Source organism: Gracilibacillus sp. JCM 18860, from assembly GCF_055395245.1.
This window is the reverse complement of the sequence record NZ_AP043868.1, coordinates 712,954-728,717: the sequence shown is the minus strand read 5'-3', so window position 1 is coordinate 728,717 and position 15,764 is coordinate 712,954. Positions and strand designations below refer to the sequence as shown.

Here is a 15,764-nt window from a genome sequence, read left to right as displayed (position 1 = left end):
ATTTCAGCCTCTCTTTATTCTGATACGGTGATAGCATTAGTTTTTATTTTTTCTGTAAGCTTCTCTATTTGCTCGGTTTCTTCCTTAGTTAGAGAAATAACACGAATAGGAGCGATGCCAACACCATCGTCTGCTAAGCCAAGTGTAATATGTCCATCAGCTACTTGCCCATTTTCAACAAGTTCTTTGGCAAGCTTGTACATTGCTACATCAATATTTTTCAGCATGGAGGTGACTACTGTTTTCTCACCAAGATAATATTGATCTGAATCCACCCCAAATGAGTAAATTCCTTCCTGCTGTGCAATGTTTATAACACCTACACCGGTAAAACCTGCTGACGGATAAATAAAGTCAGCACCATCATTAATCAATTCCTTGGCTAATTCTTCTCCAAGTTTGTCATTATTAAAGTCTTCTGCAAAATGGTGGAGTACCACTGCCTCAGGATTGGTTGCAGCAACACCTTGGCTAAAGCCATTTAAAAATTTGCGAATAAGCGGAGTATCTGAGCCTCCAACAAATCCAACAATATCAGAATTGGTTCTCATACCAGCTATTGCTCCAATTAAAAAGCTACCTTCATGTTCTTTGAATGTCACACTTGTTACATTCGGTAAATCTACCACAGCATCAACAATGACAAATTGTTTATCAGGATATTTTTCTGCTACCTTCTTTAAATCTTCTTCAATCATGTAGCCTAAACCAACAATTAGATCATTTCCTTGATCGATTAACTCTTGCAATCCTGTTTCATAATCGCCAACTTCCTTTAATTCACGGTAGTCAAAGAGAATGCCTAATTCTTCTCTTGCTTTCTCTAAGCCATTAAAGGCTGAATCACTAAATGATTGGTCACCAAGACCTGCATCGGAAAGCATTACACCAATTCTTAGTTTGTTATCAAGATTGGATGATAGTTCATTTTCAGAACAACCCGCCAAAAGTAATAAGCATAACAATAGAAATAGTTCTATTACTCTTCTCATTAGAAAACCCCCACATGTTGTAATTAGGTAAAATATATTATTTAATTCACAAATTAATAAGTATTTATACCTAAATGAATTATACAGACCACATATAAAATGGTCAATATTGGAAGCCTTATCATTAAAAATATTTACAAAACTGACATTAAGTAATCGTTAACAATCTTATTATTGGGTAATTTATACTATAAAAATAATTTTGTTAGTTACCATTGTTATATTGTATTAAAAATGCCTACAATTCTAACTAATTTAAATCAGATTACGAAAGGTAGAAAATAATAAGATAAACCATTTTCATATAACTCGTGCTAATTCATATAGAGTAGTTGATAACAAGTGTGCACATTCAGTTTCGGGTTTAACTATGTTATGCTAAAGAAATAACATCGAAAAAGGAGTAGGGAAGTATGGAAGTTCCAATATTATATGAGGATAATCACTTGCTAGTAGTAGAAAAGCCAATAAATATCCCAGTACAAGCAGATAAGTCGAAGGATCCAGATCTATTAAATTTTCTTAAGCAAGATATAAAAAGAAGATATAATAAACCTGGAAATGTTTATCTTGGACTAGTTCATCGACTTGACCGTCCAGTAGGTGGAGTAATGGTTTTTGCTAAAACATCAAAAGCAGCATCCCGTTTATCTGATTCGATAAGAAAAAATGAAATCAAGAAAACCTATCTCGCTGTCGTACGAGGAATTCCCCATAAAGAAATTGGTACACTTGAAGATTATTTAATGAAAGATCGCAATGAAAATAAGACCCATATTGTGGCATCATCCGAGAAAAAGGCAAAAAAAGCCATTTTGGATTATACAGTTTTAGCAAGTGCCAAAGGTCTAAGTCTTGTGAAAATTCGTCTTCAAACGGGAAGACCACATCAAATTCGTGTTCAATTTGCATCTAGGGGCTATCCTTTGTATGGAGACCAGAAATATGGAGAAAAAATGAACAAGCCAGGCCAGCAAATCGCCTTATGGTCAAATGTGCTAGAATTGACGCATCCAGTTCAAAAAGAAGTAACCCTATGTCATTCTTTCCCACCCGATCAATATCCGTGGGATCTTTTCAGTGAAAGGATAAAATAACAAAGAATAAAACAGATAACTGACAAGCTTTGCGATAGTTTGATTCATCTCATTTATATGTATAAAAGAAAAGCATTTAGGAAAATATAAATACTGATAGAACATTTGTTCTCGTGTATAATCTATGGTATAATTTAGAAAGATAATGTTCTTATAAGGAGAGGTCGGCTAGCCCCAACGGAAGGGGGGATGCCAATGAGTATGTATGAGAGTTTCATGGTTCTTAGTGGTTTTGGGACATTCTTAATTGCATTACTCGCTTTGATTGTAACATTGATCAATAAAAAATAGACCTCCCTATTTACCCTAAAAGTGACTAGGTGAGGTCTATGCAATCCAATTGCAGCCGAACCCTCTGGGGGAACCGCTTATCGATAACCCACAGTGCCAGCTGTGGGTTACTATTATATGAGTTTCTTCTGTTTATTATAACATACGTCACGTAAGATGAAAAGTTGCACTACTTTGTCACTTGTTTTTGGATAATAAAACAAATTAATTCAGAAAAAGGTAGAAAAACCTTGTCATTTTCCATCAAATCATGTAAGATAAAGATGAAAAGGTTGTACACGGTTTTTAAACCATGAGTCAACTTTTCATTATGCAAAACTGTGCGTTATAACAGTTATTGCGCGATACTCTTTATTCCATTTTACCAATAACTATCTTATTTACAGATGTTTGTTATTCATCTATACTTAAGAAAATGACAATAATTATCTAAAAAAATGGAAATTTGACGGCATATGTTGGAATAGAGAGGAATTATCACATGAATAGCAGATATTCGTTTTTACTTAATCAAGAGAAGCGAACAACGATTTGGTTCTTATGGCTATTTTACTTCGTTTATTTTAGCTATGAACTTATCTATTACTTTGTTTTACCGAACATGCCTTGGAAAATAGCCCCAATTAATAATAAGAGTATAATAGATTTTATTATATATATTGTTCTAGTATGTCTTATACCTATTGCTTATCAACTAATTAAGGAGAATAATCCAGCCCCTGTTAAATATATTTATTTCCTTGTGTTCACCACAACGAACATAGTTGTTGATATACTTTCTTACATAGGTACAGATATCTCCTATGCAAATGGCAATATAGCAGAATTAGTTATTGTACTTTTTTCCCCAATTTTTGTAAATAAACATTTTTTCTATCTTGTTTCTATCGGCACAATATTAAAATTTATCATTATTGGTATCTTTTTAAAGGATATTGTGGTGTTAATTCCACTTATATTAGTATCCATTATCTCCATTGTTGCGTGGATATTATTACATAGATTTTTAGACTATGTATCTGCAACAGAAGCATCCTATGAGCGACAGTTAAATGGTATAGTAAAAGGAATAATTGCCACCCTTGAACTAAAGGATTTATATACAAAAGGGCATAGTGAAAGAGTAGCAAACTATGCTGCAATACTAGCAAAAGCAACAGGAAAATATAATAAGGATCAACTAAAAACTTTTTATTATGCTTGCTTATTACATGATATCGGAAAAGTTAACATACCTGATTCCATTTTAACAAAACCAGGTAAATTAACAGATGAGGAATTTAATATTATTAAGACTCATCCCATTGTTGGAGCTAATGCTATTCATAAAGTAGAGGGGATTTCAGAACATATCGAAGTCATCGAGCAGCATCATGAAAGATGGGATGGAAAAGGTTATCCATACGGTTTAAAAGGGGAGGAAATATCCCATCTGTCAAGAATTACAGCCATTGCTGATGCGTTTGATGCAATGACATCATCCAGATCATACCGAAAGGCACTACCACTAGAAGTAGCTTACGATCAAATTGTGCAAGGAAAAGGAAGTCAGTTTGATCCCAACCTAGTCGATTTATTTAAAGAAATTTATCAAGACTGGGTGGATTATTATAAACATTTTAATCACACACAAGAACACGAATGAAATGGAGGTGAGACGATGAAAATTCGTAAGCTTAAGCAAAATAAGGTAACTTGTTGGTGGTGCACATATTTTAATAACTGGTAGATTCTGTATGAAGAGAGTGGGATGTTGTCATGATAACATCCTACTTTCTATTTCGGTGGTGAAATAATGACGATATCGTTAAAATCAACCTTAACCCTATACCCATTAACGATTAAAGAAGATAAAAAGCACTATCTTGTCGAGGAAAGCATTTCTGGTGAATTTTTTGAAATGCCCAAGGTTTGTATTGATGCAATTAAAATGATGAACAATGGTTTCAATTTGGGACAGGTTCAAGCAAGCTTATTACAAACTTATCCTAAGGAAGAAGTAGACTTACTTGATTTTTCTCATCAGCTAGTAGAATTAGGTTTAGTCCAATCGATTGATGGCAAAATAATTGAAATGAAGAAAGAAAATCACAAAATTCGAGGTTTTGAGTGGATTCCTGCAAAGGTTGGGAAACTTTTATTTAATCGGGTAACATCTAAACTATACTTTCTAGTTTTTATGATGAATATATTGTTCCTTGTGTTAAATCCAAAATTATTACCCACCTATCAAGATATGTTTGTTTTTGATGTAATGATCTGGAATGTACTAATATATGCAGTTCTATCTTTAATACTCTTATTAATACATGAAATGGGACACGTTTTGGCAATCCGTTCTCACAATCTGCCTACAAATTGGAATATAGCTCATCGACTAATGCTAGTAGTTATGGAAACAGATCTTACTGCAGCTTGGAAACTTCCGAATCATCGTAGAAATATTCTCTATCTTGGCGGGATGTGTTTCGATCAAGTATTGCTGTTTACCGCGCTTTCATGGAAACTCACCCTTCCAAATGATGAACTAATCCTCCATGGAATATTGTCTATGATTGCTTTAGATATCTTTATTAAAACGATTTACCAGTGCTGTTTTTATATGAAAACAGATCTGTATTTTGTTTTTGAGAATATCTCTGGGTGCTATAATCTTATGGAAAATGCCAAACAACATTTACGAGAATGGTTGCCCTTTATCAAGGAGGATACTACAACTACAGTGTATCAAGAGGAAAAAAGAACCGTTCGGTTGTACAGCTATTTTTTCTTATGTGGAATTATTTTGACTTTTAGTTTATTTGCTTTTTATTTTCTTCCACAAGCCGTGTATGTCTATATGAATATTATCCCTCAGTTATTATTACCAATGAATAGTGTCTATTTTTGGGATGCAATCATCATCCTTGGTCAGTCGTTAATCATACTAGTGCTATTGTTTTATTCCATTACAAAGTCAAAACGCTTATGAGGAGCCTATATATAGGCTCCTCATTTAAGAATCACAAAGTTTTATTTAATAAAAATGGGAATATATTTTGTTCACTTTTTCTGAAAATGCTTGAATTGGTACAAAGCGAACATCCCGAAAGTATTCCTTTCCTTCGACAAAAAACAAAACAGCTGGGGCGGTAAATATCGAATATATCCCTGCAATACTTGGAAATTGATCTGCACGGATATAACCAAGTTTGACCATAGGATACTTCTGCATAACCTGTTTAATTTGTGGCAAAAGACTCTGACAAACACTACAATTTTTCTGCGAAACGAACAATAGACTAAGCGTATGATTTTGAATAAGATGGTCCAAATCCTCTTGATAATAAATGGAGCCGAATTCGTTCACTTTGTAACCTTCCTCTTAATTATTAGTAAAACAAGTGTATATTAAAAACACGCTGATTGGAAGCTGAATGCTTCTGAAACTTGCTATGCTATTTTAAGGTACGGCTTTAATACTGTTCACATGCTGAAAGTAAAGAGAATGCGTTCCATCTCCATACGTTTTCTTTTTCAAATCTTCACCTTCCGTTGACTTTGTCTCATCATAAGGTTGATCTGTTGTCACTTTTACATTAGCATCTTCTCCATCACTTAATAATGCAATATCAGCATTGGCGATATACCAATCTGCTTTTAATTTAGCCAAATCAAGGTTAACCTCGTGAAGATAAGTTCGAGCTTCTACCTTTCTGTTTCCCGGGATCGAAATAGTAGCATCATAGTTAACAAAATGATGGTTCATTCGATTTTTAGAAGGAGGGGAGAGTATTTCGATATATAGAGTATCTCCAACTTTATTAATGGAAATATAATCATCCTGTGAGAGCTTTGTTTCATAATTAGACCGAAAGCTTCCAAATATATTCACTTCGTCTGTTTCGTTTGCTTCCAATTCAATCCCATTATTATTCGCATCAATGACCACTTTTTTAATGTCCTTACTTAGCTTTTGATTTACTTCTGGCAACATTCCGTTCACTTCTTCTGTGTCTACATATTCTTTTACCGTTGTCACAAGTCCTGTCGAAGTAACAAAGTAAATACCAAGTGTCAGGACACCTATAAAAAGGATAAACAAGATAGAAAAAACGTCATATCTTACGATAGGTTGCTCTTGTTTTGATAACAGCAAATATATTAATATTTCAATGCCTAATATAATTAGGAGTATTGGAATCCAAGAAAGTATAAAGGTCGTTACCTCCCAGTTATATAGCTGGGATAAAAATAAGGTTACACCTAGTGCAATTAAGGAAAGTCCCATGGAAATAGAGCCAACACGCCATTTTCTCATTATTTCTTCACCTTCTCTTTCTTTTTAGAGCCGGATATCAATTTAATTCCGCCTAGGATTAATAGGAAGCATACAATACTGACTTGGAAGTATTGCTGATAATAGTACCATACATCAATATTAAATATTTCCCTTAGATTATCTGCGATAATAGGGAGGAAGGTACTATCAATCAGATAAAATACTCCTAACAATATAAGGCCAATCCCTAACCATTTTTGGTAATTGGCTAAATGTTTAAATACTGGAATATCCTCCAACTCTTGATCATGGGATCGATTAATTAGCTGTAAGGCATCAAAAAAACTAAAAAACCAGATAATAGGGATAACAAACAAAAATATACTTAAATGTAATACATCAAGAATATAGATGGAAAGTAGAAAAGAAGCCATTAACTGTAAACCGCGATTTTGCAAGCCTAAATACATATGTCCCGCACCCGGGAAGATTGCCAATAAGGTAGTTAGCATTCTGCTTTTTTTGCTATCATCACGAAACCTATCAAAATCATCAAAAATGGTCGTATCTAATAAATCAATACCTTGTTGTTTTTTGTTCAACAACTGGATTACATCAAACATGCTGTAGATCCAAATGATAGGAATCGCAAGGAGAAAGATTAAGAAAATACTACTCGTTAGTACACTCACAAAAAACACCATTGCAATAATACCAAAAAATGCTGCAAGTATGGTAAGTCCTCGATAGGTTAATCCTAAATAGAAGTGACCAATTCCAGGAATAAACGATAATAATATCGTAGAAAAGCGTTCCTTTTGTTTAGGGTCTTCTAGGGTAAATGCTTGATCATTGTTTGTTGTGCTCGCGAGTCCTCCTTGTTTTTTCATCACAAGTGTCATGACAATATCCATCATATTGATAAGCCAAACTATCGCTGCAATTAAGAAAAATCCAATAAACAAGGTATCGGAGTAGACAATGATTCCTGCAATAAATCCACAAAAAAGGGAACCTAAGAAGAATAAAGTATATAACACTCCTCTCCATCGATATCCTAAATAAATATGACCAAAGCCCGGAAACAAGGCAAGAAATAAAGCGAGTATGGGTGATTTTGTCATTAGTTATGATCTCCTTTCATTTCCTCTAATAATTGATCTGTTTTTTTCATGAGTTGTTCAGTTAACGATTGTTTTGGGCTTACTTCTGCTCTATCCGTGAGACTGATCATATTATCAAATACTCCAGAAAACATGAGAATCAAGGTCAAACCGGCAGCTAGAACATAGTGAATAATACTTTTAGAGAACAAGGAAGAAGCATTTGAGCTTTTGGATGATGGTTTTGAATCAAGCTGCATGCTTGCTATTGTTTTTTCTGTAAAGGAATCAGACACTGAGTCCTCAACTAGACTATTTTCCATAAGCTGGAGATAACTATCTAGACATGCTTCACAGCTATATAGATGATTCTCCATTGTCTTTCGATTCTCATCCGTTAATTGATCAAGAATATATAAGTTCATTTGCTCTTTAGGAATATGTTTCATCAGAAATCCTCCTTCTTCCAGTTTTCCTTCATCCAATTTCTTGCACGATATAACCGCATTTTTATTGTTGATTCTTTCATATTTAACTGATCCGATATTTCTTTATAAGATAAGCCCTCTAAATGATAAAGTTGCACCACTAGTCGCAATTTATCCGGCATTTCCATAATGGCAGCTCTGACCATCTCTCGTTCGTGTTTTGCTAAATATTGTTCCTCTGGATTATGGCCATCTGTTAATTGATAATCTTGATCAAAAAAAGTTAGGTCTTCTTTCTGACGCTGCTTCTTTCGGTTAAAATCAATAGCTTTATGTACGGCAATTCGACTGAGCCACGTCGTAAAACCTTGATTTTGATAGGAAGGGAGAGCATCGACCATCTTAATAAATGTTTCCTGTGCAAGGTCCTCAGCGTCCTTAGGGTTACGGACAACATGATAAATCACTTTAAATACATGGTGTTTATAACGTTCAATAAGTATCCGTAACGCTTGCTGATTTCCCTGCTGAACCTTCTTAATTAAAGCATCCTCTTGAATTGCTCTCCCCCCTCTCTGTAGTTCTCTGTAATATAGACGATGAAAAAATCAAAAATACTACATTCTTTTGAAAGTTTTTTTAAGAATAAAATGTACAATGCTATAATAACAATAACTGAAGTAGGAAGGAATTATAGAGGTTAGGTGATAAAATGAAGAAGATTTTGGCCGGATTAGTCATTGGGGGTCTCCTTATTAAAAGCTACTATGATACAAATGTTTGGAAAATAAATCGTCTTTCGATTGGTACAGATAGACTAAAAGACGAAACATTTCGTTTAGTTCAATTAACGGATATACATAACAAAATATTTTTTAATCAATATACGAGACTATTGCAAAAAATTATAAATTTTCATCCCGATCTGATCGTACTCACCGGTGACTTGATTGATCGAAAAACGAAAGATTTTTCGGGCATCCTTGCTTTTGTTGAACAACTAGTTAAAAGTCATCAACACGTCTATTTTGTGTCAGGTAACCATGAATGGGACCATCCTAGAGGGGAGGAATTTATAAACAGCTTAAGACAAAGAAATGTTAAACTTCTTGATAATAAAAGAGAAATTGTTAAGCTCAAGCGATGCCAAATCTGCTTAGTAGGGGTAGCAGATGCGGCAACGGGAAATGATCAGTTGACAGAAAGCTTATTTATAAAGGAGGGTTATCGTATATTGCTCTCACACTCACCAGAAATCATTAATAGGAAGGCTGCAAAGCTAGCTGACCTTATATTATGTGGTCATACACATGGCGGACAAATAAGACTCCCTTTCTTAGGTGCCATTATTTCTCCAGACCAAGGCTTATTCCCAAGTCTGGATAAAGGGATTTTCCAACATGAAAAGGGAAAGTACCTTTATATTGATAGTGGTCTAGGCACTACTAGGCTTCCAATAAGGTTTCTTAATCAGAGTCAATTATCTTTTTTGACCATTTACGGTACAAATCGATAATAGGGGGCCCCACTTTATTACAATTTGGTAGAAGAGATGACATAACAATGTCATCTTTTTTGCAATTTTTACAATTTTTTTAAACTTTCTTAATATCCTCCATTTATACTGTTAGTAGTATAGAAACAGGAGGTCTTAACAAATGAGGAAAAGAAATAAGAAAAAAGTGGCACGATTATTTTCCGTTTTTTTAATTACATGCATTTTATTTTCTCATGTATTTGTTCATTTTTCAGTCGTACAAGCTAGTCCAAATCAGAAAATCGAGGAAAATACAGATGAAGAACGCTCTGCTGAAACTTCGGGACAGCAATCAGTTGAAAGTAAAGACAAACAATTAACTCGGAAACCAAATCAGATACATAATGAGGAAGACAAATCATCTACAAAGGAAGTAGAAGGATCGAATGAAATAACCGAGTCTGCGACAAAACAAGAAAAAAACATACCTGAAATCGACGAAAAAAAAGAGAAAGTAGAGAAATCCTCGATAGAAAATGCAGAAGGTACCCCCTCTATCGATTTTCAAAAGGTTCCTTCGATCCTAATTACAGAGGTCATGCCTTTTAGTAAGGAAAATGACCAATTTGCCTATTTCGAAATCTACAATAATTCTAATCAAGCTATTCAATTAGATTATTACAATATTTCTTTCCATTCTACAGCTAGTTCTGGTGAAAAAATACTCGAATTACCACCAACTTCTCTTGAGCCAGGTGAAACAGTGGTTGCTTGGAACAATGGAGGGAATCTTTCCATTGATAACTTTAATCACCATTACGGAACTAAGCTCACGGAAGAACAAGTGATAAGCTATCAAGCTATTTCGTTTAGCAATACTAATAAGCAAACGATTAGTATTCGTGATAATCAACAAGAGATCGTTTCAGCAAGCTTCTCAGAAGAAGATATTCAGCTAGGAAAGACGCTTACTTACCTATATCCTCAAGAATCAACCGCAATGCAAACTTCCAAGCAGCAACAAAAACCCACACCTGGTAAACTCGATAAACAACAAATACCTGAGAAACCAGTAACTGTTTCAGCTAGTGATGCACCAATAATCAAATCCAAGCCTGTCTCTGAGGCCAATGTAAATTCAACCATTACTATCAATGCTATCATTGATGATGCAGATTCAAGTCTTCAAGCAAAATTATTCTATCGATATCAAGGAGAGGCATCCTATCGAAGTGTGGAAATGTCAAGACAGGAGTCAAATAACTATCATGCAGAGATACCTGCAGAAGAAGTAATAATCGGACAAATAGAGTATTATATAATGGCAACCAATGCACATCATCGAGCAGTTGACCCAACAAAAGATACGCCAAATGTGATCACTGTCAAAAAAATAGAAAAAGAAAAGAAGCAAGTAAATACAGTAGTAGAAGAACAAAAAATGATCAACGAGGATTTTAATCAGTACCCACAACTTTTAATTACAGAAATTTCACCTAATACAGCAGGTGGTGGTACCGATTATTTTGAATACTTTGAACTATATAATAATACTAATCAAACCTTACATCTAAGCGATTATCATTTCATTTATCATTACACGGACTCCAGTAAGAACATTATGTTTGAATTACCAGACGTAGATATAGCGTCAGAAGAAACATTAGTATTCTGGTATAACAATGGAAAGAACGAGCTAGAAGCTTTTAACGAACAATTTTCTACTAATCTAACAAAAGAAGAGGTCATCCCATTTAATAGCTCATCCTTTCCTGGATTTGCGAATGGAGGAAATCGTGCTTTAATTATTAAAGATCACAAAAATAACGAGGTTGTTTATGCTGATTATCTAGGTGAAGATAATAATAATGATGGAAAGGTTATTCAATATAAATATCCATTAGAAGAAGCTACAAAAATGAAGAAGCATCAAGTACTAGCAGACCCTACACCTGGCATGGTAGATGAGGTTCAAGTACCAAGTGAGTCTGTAGAAGTTCCAGAAGAAGAAATAGACCAAGAAGCACCAATGATTACACATAAACAAGTGAAGGAAGGACAGGCTTTTTCGCCGATTTCGATTCAAGCAGAGATAGTGGACAATCATACCATTCCATCAGCGAATCTTTACGTTAAGAAGAAAGACTCTGAATATATCAGTCTACCAATGTCGATAGATCCTGAAAATCCCTCACAATATACAGTAGAGATACCTGGTAATCATGTGGATGAAAACCTTACTTATTATATAGAAGCAACAGATGGTAGAAATAAGAGTAAAACAGAGGAATTTACGATTCAAATTGATCAGGAGAAAATTGATTCTCAAGCATTACCACCATTACTAGTAACAGAGGTTGTACCTGATACGACAAACACAGGGTCTGCTGACGGCTATGAATTTATTGAAATTTATAATAATACAGATCAACCGATTAATTTAAAGGATTACAAGATCCAATATCGTTATGGTACTGATCCAGAAAGTGATGTGATTTGGCCATCTATTCCAGATGATGTCGTAATTCCAGCAAAGGAAACACTTGTTTTCTGGATCATTAATGGTCACAATAATGATCAAACAGTAGCAGATTTCAATGCGAATTTTAGCTCCCAGTTAGTGGAGAATCAGGATATTGTCCGTATTGAATCAGCAGGGATGGCTAATGGTAGCACAAGAGGTTTAATTATTGCTTCCAATACAGGAATTGAATATTCCATCGCTTACTATAATGACACAGAAAATGTGGATGATGTTGTCGCAAATAAGGGAATTGTTTATAGATATCCAGTAGATAAGACGAATGTAATGGAAAAAATAAGTGCAGGTGAATTAGATGCAACACCTGGCACAGTAGAGGACTATCAAGTTCCGAACGAACCTGTTCAAAAACAACAAGATACAATAGCACCAGAAATCGATAATATAACGACCATTTCTCAGGTGAATCATACGGAAAACATTGATTTACAAGTAAGTGCCAATGATAATCAAGAGGTTAAAACGGTAGCTGTGTATTATCGAACCGAGGATGAAAAAGAATTTAAAGAGGCCTTACTGGAAGAGAGTGAAGAAAAAGGGGTTTATCAGTATCGCATTTATGCTCCCGAAATCATAGGAAAAGAATATGTAGAATATTATTTTCAAGCATCAGATGGTACGAACAGTGTAAAAAGCGGCATTGAAACGATCCGAGTGGCAAGTGACCTGGATCAAAGTCCTCTCAGATTGAATGTAGAGAATGAGCAAATTTTATCTGGTAAATCCATCATAAAGGGGACAGCTGAGAAGAGTAGCCCAGATGACTTAATAATGAAAATTGACGAACAAGTAATCAACGATACGTATAAAGCTGTGGAACATCAAGCGTATTTAGCATTTGAAGTTAGCGGAATTAACACTTATTTCCAAAATGGTGTCACAATAGGGGATGAGATTGTCCATATTTTCGATGATTGGATGGCCCAATGGGAAACGATTACGGTTCCCATTGATCCAACAAAACTGCAGTTAGGTGATAATACTATTACAATTCGTGCTGGTAATAAAGCTACTCCATGGGAGGGAGACCCTGGCGAGAATCGAGATGATTTTAATCTTCGTAATGTTCGGTTAGTGATGACAGATGGTACGGTTTTAACAGATCCGTCACATCCGGATCCGTCGGATGTGTTAGATATGGGGGATGATGGAACAGAGCGGATAGCGGAGCATTTCACATTTACCATTACGGATGGGTTAGCAAATTCTTTAGCTTATCAATGGGATACGACTACGGTGGAAGATGGTTCTCATCGCGTACAAATTCTTCAAAATACTAAATTAATCGAAAGAAAGGTATTTGTCGATAACACGGCACCAATCATCAGCCCCAATATGGAAGAAAATAGGTCCTATAAAGGTGAGTTTGAGATCAATGCAGAAATAACGGACGAAATAGCTGGAGTGGACAGTTATCAAGCATGGTTAGATAACGAAGAAATCACCCTTCCATATATGACATCGTCTGGCTCCTTAGCACCTGGAGAGCACGTGTTGAAAATCAAAGCGATTGATAAAGTTGGAAACGCAAAAATCGAAGAAATAATGTTCCATACAGTAGAGGAAAATCCAACAGAACCAAACAACCAAACGGATACTCAAATTGGTGATCCGAAACTACGAGTCAAAGTCAAGGACCCAATGGGAGATCAATTAGATGTTGGTTTTTATCAGGCATTTCAATATAAACCATCCGATAAAAGCTCCGTTATATCCTATCAAAGTACAGCTAAAACGGAGCCACCTGCAACCAAGAAGATCTCCGCTCAGGCTGAATTGTCGGATCAAGAATTGAAGCTTGCTTCCGAACAAGATGGGAAATACTTAGTAACAGATTCTACGACTGAATTTCCTTATCATCGCTTTGATGTCACTTTAGATGAATCGGTTAATAACGATGATCAAGTAGAATTAGTATGGAATGGTCATTCATTAGAAGGTAGGAAGGTCTCCATGTATGCATGGAACATCGAAAAAGCGCAATGGGATTTGATCGACTACCAAATTGCAGGCACTGATGACTTTACGTTAAGTGGTTATGTGGAAGTGAGTAAGTATGCAGACAACCATACCATTCATGTTATCATTCAGGATGAAATTCCTGCAAATCCAAATCAATATGATTATACCTTTGTTTGGATGTCTGATACACAATATTATTCGGAAAGCTATCCGCATATTTATGATAGACAAACTCAATGGATTGCCGAAAATCAAGAAAAAATGAACATCGAATATGTCTTTCATAGTGGTGATTTAGTCGATGAAGCAGACCAAGAATACCAGTGGTTACATGCGGATGAGTATATGAAGACATTGGACGATGCTAATATACCGTATGGGGTGCTTGCAGGAAATCATGATGTATTGCAAAAAGATAATGACTACACAGAATATTATAAATACTTTGGTGAGGATCGTTTTATGGAAAAACCGTACTATGGTGGTTCCTATCTCAATAACAGAGGACATTATGATTTAATTTCGGTTAATGGCAATGACTTTATTATGATGTATTTAGGCTGGGGTATTGATGAGGAGGGAATTGCGTGGATGAATGAGATACTAGCTCAATATCCCGATCGCATGGCGATATTAACCTTTCATGAATATTTACAAGCAACTGGAACACGCCATCCTTTAGGTGAAAAACTGTACAATGAAGTCGTTATTCCAAATGAAAATGTAATGGCAGTCTTGTCTGGTCATTATCATGAAGCTCAAACCTTGATAGATGAAATCGATGATGATGGAGACGGAACGCCCGACCGAACTGTTTATCAGATGTTAGCAGATTATCAAGCAGGACCTGAAGGTGGTCAAGGGTATATGCGTTTGTTACATTTTGATTCAACGAATAACCGAATTTTTGTTAATACGTATTCACCATATATGGACGATTACAATTACTATGATACAGATGAGTATCCGAACAAGGATGAATTTATGATTGATCTAGATCTAACACCAAAGGAAAAACGTGTAGCTACAGATTCCTTTGTGGTTAATGTGTACACCAATTCTGAGATAGGTACTGTTCAAAATGTTGCAAGTGGAGATACCGCAGAAATAACATGGTCTGGGTTAGAAGAGGGGAAGACCTACTACTGGTATACCCGAATTACAGATCAGTATTCTGGCTCTACAAGATCGTCTATTTGGTCTCTTATAAAAGGAAGGGATGATGTATCTGAAGGCGAGCATGATGAAAATAATCAAGATGAAGGTACAGGTACGGGGGATAATGATCAAGAGCAACCTCCAACCAAGCCAGAAGTTAATCCAATACAAGATGAAAAAGGGAATGAAATCGACAATCAGGATGAAATAGAGAAACATTCGGAATCAGATAAAATAATTCGAGTGAATAAAAATCAAGACAAAGAGCCTCTGACTAGTAAGCAGGGTATTTCGCTACCAGATACTGCGACAAACATATATAATCTTTTGTTAGGCAGTATGGTTCTACTCGTAATGGGAATAATCCTTTTCATATGGCAAAGACAGAAGCGGCAGAAGCAAAAGTATTCTAACTAAAATGGAGTAGAAATTTGTAAGAAAAAAGGAGCTTGC

General features: G+C 35.3%; 12 protein-coding genes. 6 read left to right on the top strand and 6 right to left on the bottom strand.

Annotation, left to right across the window (positions count from 1 at the left end):
- Window positions 1-14 precede the first annotated feature (14 nt).
- Window positions 15-992 carry a BMP family lipoprotein gene (locus tag ACZ5R4_RS03840; RefSeq protein WP_109984123.1) on the bottom strand — a complete coding sequence of 326 codons (978 nt, stop codon included), beginning with the start codon at window positions 990-992 and terminating at the stop codon, window positions 15-17.
- 413 nt (window positions 993-1,405) lie between these two features.
- Between ACZ5R4_RS03840 and ACZ5R4_RS03835 the strand changes: the two genes are divergently transcribed.
- The 4 genes from ACZ5R4_RS03835 to ACZ5R4_RS03820 all read left to right on the top strand — a co-directional run bounded on the left by ACZ5R4_RS03835 (window position 1,406) and on the right by ACZ5R4_RS03820 (window position 5,351).
- Window positions 1,406-2,089, top strand: a complete 684-nt coding sequence (locus ACZ5R4_RS03835) for an RluA family pseudouridine synthase (RefSeq protein WP_109984124.1) — start codon at window positions 1,406-1,408, stop codon at window positions 2,087-2,089.
- 195 nt (window positions 2,090-2,284) lie between these two features.
- Window positions 2,285-2,380, top strand: coding sequence for a putative holin-like toxin (locus ACZ5R4_RS03830; protein ID WP_219987224.1), 96 nt, complete (start codon window positions 2,285-2,287; stop codon window positions 2,378-2,380).
- 481 nt (window positions 2,381-2,861) lie between these two features.
- Window positions 2,862-4,025 carry an HD-GYP domain-containing protein gene (locus tag ACZ5R4_RS03825; protein WP_109984126.1) on the top strand — a complete coding sequence of 388 codons (1,164 nt, stop codon included), beginning with the start codon at window positions 2,862-2,864 and terminating at the stop codon, window positions 4,023-4,025.
- A gap of 150 nt (window positions 4,026-4,175) precedes the next feature.
- A complete protein-coding gene (locus ACZ5R4_RS03820) occupies window positions 4,176-5,351 on the top strand; it encodes a hypothetical protein (RefSeq protein WP_054859235.1) in 1,176 nt (391 codons plus the stop codon).
- 45 nt (window positions 5,352-5,396) lie between these two features.
- Here ACZ5R4_RS03820 and ACZ5R4_RS03815 read toward each other — a convergent pair whose 3' ends face one another.
- From ACZ5R4_RS03815 to ACZ5R4_RS03795, 5 genes are all read right to left on the bottom strand, one after another.
- On the bottom strand, window positions 5,397-5,729 hold the full coding sequence (locus ACZ5R4_RS03815) for a thioredoxin domain-containing protein (protein ID WP_054859236.1): 333 nt from the start codon (window positions 5,727-5,729) through the stop codon (window positions 5,397-5,399).
- Between the two features lie 93 nt (window positions 5,730-5,822).
- Entirely contained in the window at window positions 5,823-6,680 is an 858-nt protein-coding gene (locus ACZ5R4_RS03810; protein ID WP_109984129.1) for a LiaF transmembrane domain-containing protein, read from the bottom strand.
- Window positions 6,680-7,765 (bottom strand): hypothetical protein, encoded by a 1,086-nt coding sequence (locus ACZ5R4_RS03805; protein ID WP_464368083.1) that lies wholly within the window; start codon window positions 7,763-7,765, stop codon window positions 6,680-6,682. Before ACZ5R4_RS03805 ends, ACZ5R4_RS03810 begins: the two co-directional genes overlap by 1 nt.
- Window positions 7,765-8,193: a hypothetical protein gene (locus tag ACZ5R4_RS03800; RefSeq protein ID WP_464368082.1), complete on the bottom strand. Its 429-nt coding sequence runs from the start codon at window positions 8,191-8,193 to the stop codon at window positions 7,765-7,767. Before ACZ5R4_RS03800 ends, ACZ5R4_RS03805 begins: the two co-directional genes overlap by 1 nt.
- A complete protein-coding gene (locus tag ACZ5R4_RS03795) occupies window positions 8,193-8,714 on the bottom strand; it encodes an RNA polymerase sigma factor (RefSeq protein ID WP_277678441.1) in 522 nt (173 codons plus the stop codon). Before ACZ5R4_RS03795 ends, ACZ5R4_RS03800 begins: the two co-directional genes overlap by 1 nt.
- A gap of 170 nt (window positions 8,715-8,884) precedes the next feature.
- Here ACZ5R4_RS03795 and ACZ5R4_RS03790 point away from each other — a divergent pair, with 170 nt between their 5' ends.
- On the top strand, window positions 8,885-9,688 hold the full coding sequence (locus ACZ5R4_RS03790; RefSeq protein WP_464368081.1) for a metallophosphoesterase: 804 nt from the start codon (window positions 8,885-8,887) through the stop codon (window positions 9,686-9,688).
- A gap of 142 nt (window positions 9,689-9,830) precedes the next feature.
- Window positions 9,831-15,728: a lamin tail domain-containing protein gene (locus ACZ5R4_RS03785; protein WP_464368080.1), complete on the top strand. Its 5,898-nt coding sequence runs from the start codon at window positions 9,831-9,833 to the stop codon at window positions 15,726-15,728.
- The last annotated feature ends 36 nt before the right edge of the window (window positions 15,729-15,764 follow it).

Coding starts and splice junctions, on each gene's coding strand:
- ACZ5R4_RS03840 (WP_109984123.1), bottom strand. CDS start 992: ATGAGAAGAGTAATAGAACTATTTCTATTGTTATGCTTATTACTTTTG.
- ACZ5R4_RS03835 (WP_109984124.1), top strand. CDS start 1,406: ATGGAAGTTCCAATATTATATGAGGATAATCACTTGCTAGTAGTAGAA.
- ACZ5R4_RS03830 (WP_219987224.1), top strand. CDS start 2,285: ATGAGTATGTATGAGAGTTTCATGGTTCTTAGTGGTTTTGGGACATTC.
- ACZ5R4_RS03825 (WP_109984126.1), top strand. CDS start 2,862: ATGAATAGCAGATATTCGTTTTTACTTAATCAAGAGAAGCGAACAACG.
- ACZ5R4_RS03820 (WP_054859235.1), top strand. CDS start 4,176: ATGACGATATCGTTAAAATCAACCTTAACCCTATACCCATTAACGATT.
- ACZ5R4_RS03810 (WP_109984129.1), bottom strand. CDS start 6,680: ATGAGAAAATGGCGTGTTGGCTCTATTTCCATGGGACTTTCCTTAATT.
- ACZ5R4_RS03805 (WP_464368083.1), bottom strand. CDS start 7,765: ATGACAAAATCACCCATACTCGCTTTATTTCTTGCCTTGTTTCCGGGC.
- ACZ5R4_RS03800 (WP_464368082.1), bottom strand. CDS start 8,193: ATGAAACATATTCCTAAAGAGCAAATGAACTTATATATTCTTGATCAA.
- ACZ5R4_RS03790 (WP_464368081.1), top strand. CDS start 8,885: ATGAAGAAGATTTTGGCCGGATTAGTCATTGGGGGTCTCCTTATTAAA.
- ACZ5R4_RS03785 (WP_464368080.1), top strand. CDS start 9,831: ATGAGGAAAAGAAATAAGAAAAAAGTGGCACGATTATTTTCCGTTTTT.